At 48.3% G+C, this 5,811-nt stretch carries 4 protein-coding genes; all 4 read right to left on the bottom strand.

Annotated elements, in window-relative coordinates; all coding sequences use genetic code 11:
- The coding region (locus VIP81_RS08830) for an alpha/beta hydrolase (RefSeq protein ID WP_331958616.1) at positions 1–517 on the bottom strand (517 nt) is incomplete at its 3' end.
- Between the two features lie 96 nt (positions 518–613).
- Positions 614–1,369: an SGNH/GDSL hydrolase family protein gene (locus VIP81_RS08825; protein ID WP_331958613.1), complete on the bottom strand. Its 756-nt coding sequence runs from the start codon at positions 1,367–1,369 to the stop codon at positions 614–616.
- Positions 1,370–1,447: 78 nt separating this feature from the next.
- Positions 1,448–2,806: an acyl-CoA dehydrogenase family protein gene (locus VIP81_RS08820; RefSeq protein ID WP_331958610.1), complete on the bottom strand. Its 1,359-nt coding sequence runs from the start codon at positions 2,804–2,806 to the stop codon at positions 1,448–1,450.
- Between the two features lie 308 nt (positions 2,807–3,114).
- A complete protein-coding gene (locus VIP81_RS08815) occupies positions 3,115–5,532 on the bottom strand; it encodes a glycoside hydrolase family 3 C-terminal domain-containing protein (RefSeq protein WP_331958607.1) in 2,418 nt (805 codons plus the stop codon).
- Positions 5,533–5,811 lie beyond the last annotated feature (279 nt).

The raw sequence follows: 5,811 nt of genomic DNA, 5'->3' as shown, positions 1-5,811 counted from the left end.
AAGGCGTGTAGGCATTTACGTTATACCCAGTTGCGGCTCTTGCAGTGAGACTCCCACCTGCAGAAAAGCCCATCAAACCTACCTTATCGGGTTGCAGCCCCCATTCTGCTGCGCGACTGCGTACAATGCGGATAGCACGTTGTGCATCCTGCAGGGCGCCAGCTTCTTTTTTAGGCACCCTGTATTGTAATACAAATGCGGTATAGCCCAGTTTATTCAACCACTTCGCCACTTCATAACCTTCCAGGTCGATGGCGAGGATATTGTATCCGCCACCCGGACAAATGATAACACCCACGCCTGTATTGTTATTAGCCGGCGCGGGAAACACTTCCAGTAGAGGGTCTGTAATGTCTGTTAACCGTTTTACATTATTGCTGCCATCTGGTGTTACCTGCGCCATTTGTTTGGCAGCGGGTTCTCCGGGTACTGTACCCGGCCAGAGGTGAATGGCTTGTTGTGCGTTGATAGCGGTATTAAGTCCTAACATGACTAATAAGATACTTAATTGTTTCATAAAAGCGGAAGTAGTTAAAACAGAAAAACGGATAGTGATCAGTAAAAAATATGGGCACCGGACGCAGGGACCGGTGCCGGAAACAGGGATCATTATTTATTTCACGCACTGCAGCCATGCCTCTGCCATCAGCTGGGCGCCGGCTACGCTCGGATGTACCCCGTCGCCGGTCCAGTAAGCACCAGGAGCGGATTTCTGCGCTTTATCAAAAACCGCCTGATACGGGATGAAGATTGCCTGGTATTTATCTGCCAGCGCACGGGCCACGGCGCGGTACTCGTCGAATGCGGGATACCATTTTTCGTCAACGGCTTTTACGCCGGTTACAGCAAAGGGTTCTCCAATGATCAGCTGTACATCGGGCAATTGTTCTTTGGTGTGGGCCAGCAGCTTATCGTAGTCTTCCCGATAGGTTTGAACGGTGCCTTTGTAGTTACCATTCAGCGTATGCCAGAAATCATTTACGCCCACCAGGATGCTGAGTACATCTGGTTTGATGGACAAACAATCAATGTCCCAGCGGTCGGCCAGCTGAAAGACTTTATTTCCGCTGATGCCTTTGTTATATACTTTCAGATTTCTATCTGCATTTTTGAGTAATAGCTCAGACGCGGCCATGAGGGCATAACCGCCTCCTAATGCGCCACCGCTGTTGGGTTGATCATTATCTCTTTTCCGGCCCGCATCTGTAATGGAGTCGCCCTGAAATAACACCACCCCTTCTTTTTTGAGGGTGATTTTTTTGGTTTTCTCTGCCGATACGGCGGCAGATACAATGCCTGGAATACTAATGGCAGCAAGACTTCCCAGGGATACGTTCCTGAGAAAATTACGACGGTTAGATGAATTCATAACGGATCTTAATTAAGTGAAACGTTGCGGCTTTATCCGCAATCCGGCGTTTAAACTATAAAAAAGAATCCACATTTTTCAGACAAAAGCACTAAAGCCGGTGATGGCCCTTCCCACTATCAGGGAATTAATTTCTTTGGTGCCTTCGTAGGAATAAATGGCCTCCGCATCCGCCACAAAACGGGCTACATTGTATTCGAGCAGAATGCCGTTGCCACCCATGACTTCGCGGGCGCGACTTACCACATCCCGGGTACGCAGGGTACAAAATACCTTGGCCAGCGAGGCGTGTTCATCTTTTAATGCGCCTGCATCCTGTATTTCAGACAAGCGGTATACCATGGTTTGCATAGCCGTCAGATTAGAGAGCATTTCTACCAGGTGGCCCTGTATCAATTGAAATGCAGCAATGGGTTTTCCGAATTGCTCCCGGGTACGGGTATACGCCAGGGCGTTTTCGTAGGCGCCGCGGGCACAACCCACCGCTTCCCAGGCTACACCTGCGCGGGTCATCCGCAGTACTTTGGCGGTGTCTTTAAAGGAATTGGCGTTTTGCAAACGGTCTGCCTCTGCAATCTGGCAATCCTTTAAAGTGATCAATCCGTTTTGTACAATACGCAGGGCCATCTTATCATGAATCTTCTCTACGCTGAAACCGGGGGTATCTTTCCGCAACAGGAATCCCTTCACCTGGTTATCGTCCACATCGCGGGCCCATATTACAATCACATCTGCAAAAGTGGCATTGCCAATCCATTTCTTTTGCCCGTTCAACACCCAGGTATCGCCTGTTCGTTTAGCCGTAGTCGTTAACCCACCAGCGGTACCGGAACCGACTTCCGGTTCTGTTAAACCGAACGCGCCTATGATATTCAGTTGCTGCATACCGGGCAACCATTCCTGTTTTTGTGCATCAGACCCCAGCATGTAAATAGATCCCATGGCCAATCCGCTTTGCACGCCAAAAAAGGTAGCTACCGAAGCATCTATCCTCGCCATTTCCATGGCAATAATGCCTTCCATGAGAAAAGACCGATTCGGGCAGCCGTAACCGTCATAGGTAACGCCGCAGATATTCAGTTCTCTGAATTTAGGAATGATTTCAAAAGGGAATTCCGCTTTCAGCCAGTATTCATTTACGATGGGCTTTATTTCCTTTTCCATGAAAGCCCTTACTTTGAGCTGTAATGCCCTGTCTTCCGCATTCAGCTTGCTTCCCAGGTCATAGAAATCACCTTCAATCGGCGGCAATTCCTTTTTAGGGCCACGACTGCTCAGCATTTTCATTAACCCATTCAGTTGTGTATCGTCCATATGCGCCACAGACTCCATCACTTTGGGCAGGTCTACTTTTTCAGAGAGTTTGGCGAGCATCGCGAAATCGATGCTCTTCAGCAGGTGGTAGGCGTTTTTCAGTTTCGAGAAAGTTCCGGACATCTTACATGGTTTTGTATAAAAATACGGAATCATGCGGAGTTTGTCTTACTCAGGATGATACTGATGTAGCGGAGTGGAAGGCCTTCGGCCTTTGTCTTACTCAGGATTATACTGATTTTGATGATTTTGATGATTTTCTTTATAAGATTTAAAAAAAAGAATAGCGAAGACAGAAGCGGACATACGCTCACATCTTCGCTATTCTTTTTCTAATCTTATAAAATCAAAAAGTAAAAATCAGGAAAATCATCTACATCATCAAAATCCTGAGCAAAGACAAAGGCCGAAGGCCTTCCCCTCCGCTCCCATTATTCTATTACAAAATCCTGTTTCAATTTAATATCTTCTGAAGACGCGCCCACCAATACCTGGAACTCGCCGGGTTCTACGGTCCAGTTCATATTACGATCGAGGATAGCCAGATCATCGGGGTGCAGTACAAAAGACAGCGTCTTCTTTTCTCCCGGCGCGAGGTGTACCCGTTCAAAGCCCCGCAACTGCATCACGTAGGTGGTCACGCTGCTGACTTTATCTTTCAGGTAGAGTTGTACGACCTCGTCTCCTTTTCGTTTACCCGTGTTAGTGATATCAACGCTCACATGAATATCTCCCTGTGATGCTTGTTTGATAGGTGTTACGGTCAGGTTGCTGTATGCAAAAGAAGTATAGCTAAGTCCATATCCGAAAGGAAACAGCGCACCGTTTACGCTCGTTCTGCCGAAACCGTTGTTCCCGGAAGAAGGCTGTCCGGCGTGTGATCCGGGCTTAAACGGAAAGTTCAGTTCTATTTGTCCGGTTGATTTAGGGAAGGTCACCGACAGGCGGCCACCGGGATTATAATCCCCGAATAATGTTTCTGCGATCGCTGTACCTCCCTGTGGACCCGGGAACCAGGCTTCCAGGATAGCGGGCAGGTTTTGTTGTTCCCAGTTAATCGTGAGTGGTTGCCCGTTGATCAAGACGGCAATCACTGGTTTACCGGTGGCATGCAGCGCCTGGAGCAATTGCAATTGACGGCCTGGTAATGACAGGTCTGTACGGGAAAGGCTTTCCCCTACTCTTTTTTCATCTTCCCCTACCACTGCTATAATCACATCTGCGTCGGCGGCTTTGCTCACTGCTTCGGCAATACCTGCTTTCTCTGAGGAGTCCAGCGGTGTGGGGACCAGCTCAGTGCCTGGCCAGCCTGGATTCACCACATCGCAGCCTTGTGCGTATTGCACCTGGATGTTTTTGCCGGCATATTGCGTGATGCCATCCAGTACAGAGATTACCTTGTTGTTGGAAGGACCGTAACGGCTTACGGCATGTGTAGTAGCTGCTGCGAGCGGTCCTGTAACGAGGATGCGGCGGATTTTTTGTTTATCGAGGGGTAATGTTTCTTTTTCATTTTTCAGCAGTACCAGCGATTCCCGGTTCAACTGTAAAGCAAAGGCTTCATCGGCGGCAGTGTGTACTCCTTTATCTGCCAGCTTTGCATCGGCGTATGGGCGATCAAATAAGCCCAACTGGAACTTTACTCTCAGTACATCGGCTACGCGGCTGTCGATTGTTTTCATAGATACCTTTGCTTCCTTCACGAGTTCCCGCAGTGGTATAATGAATTGTTCCGGCGGGGTGAAGTTGGTGCGTACATTCAAACCTGCTTCCACGGATTGTCTTACGGCATCTTTATAGTCTGCCGCAACATGGTGTTTGCTGAAAAGATATTCTACTGCTTCACTGTCGGACACTACGTAACCGGTAAAGCCATATACCTGGCGCAGCAACTGTGTCAGGAAGTAATAGCTACCGGTAATGGGTACGCCGTCCCAGTCGTTGTAGCTGCTCATCACTCCCATGGGGTGGGCTTCCATAATCACGCGGCGAAACGGGTACAGATAGATCTGATGCATTTCGCGGGGGGCCACATGTGGGTCTGTGCGGGCATCCCCGTCGCGGCCACCTTTAGGGACGCTGTAAACGGCAAAATGTTTCAGGGTAGCGGCTACGCCTTCGCTTTGCACGCCTAGTGTCATTTGTTTACCCATTTCTGCTACCAGGAAAGGATCTTCCCCGTAGCATTCCACTACTCTGCCCCAGCGTGGATCTCTGGCGGGGTCCAGTATGGGTACGTATACATTCGTATAGCCGAGTAGTTTAGCTTCTCTTCCTACAATGTGTCCGGCGCGGCTTACCAGTGCTTTATCCCAGGTGCTGCCAATGCCGATAGGTGCGCACAATGGGGTGGCGCGATCATGACATAGTCCATGAATACCTTCGTTGGTAAAGTCTACCGGGATGCCGAGGCGGGTTTCTTCAATAAACCAGCGTTGCACCGTATTGATGGCGTTGGCGTGTTTACTGTAGGGAAAAGAGTATTCGGATTGTGCCTTTTTGTTATATGGCAGACTATTTAATTCTTCATCAATATTAGCGATCCCGTCTTTCCAGACTTGTTGTTTCCATGCCGGGGTGGGCATTTCATCCTTGAGTACGCGGCCATAACCGTATAGGGTGGCCATCTGGCAGGTTTTCTCTTCTATGGTCATCTGCGATAGCAGATCCTGTATCCGCTGATCAATGGGCTGCCGGGCATCTTCAAAAATATCTTTACGGCCATTTTTATTAAAGTCGATCCAGCCATCATGATAAATGGAAGCTGGCTGCTGAGCAGAGGCTACTGACGCAGAAAGCGCTGCCAGTATCATTCCTGTGGAAAATCGTTTCGTCCAATATGTGTGCATTCCAGGCGTTGTTTTAAAGTAACAACGCCCAAAATACACGTCAATGCAATGGATTGCAAAAATAATTCAAAACAGCATCAGGATTGGCTAAAATCATACAAGGGCAAAAAAGGGTTGCATAGAACCTTATGCAACCCCGGTTTTAAAAAAAACACAACTAAAAAAACGAGACCTTCTACAAACATATAGGCATGGCTGTTATGTCCTGATGACGCAGAAAAATACATTTCCCTCTATTGAGGAAAAAAATTACGAATTACGAATTACGAATTACGGATT

This window comes from Chitinophaga sp., assembly GCF_036566945.1.
GTDB lineage: Bacteria > Bacteroidota > Bacteroidia > Chitinophagales > Chitinophagaceae > Chitinophaga.
This window is presented reverse-complemented; position numbering and strand designations above follow the sequence as displayed.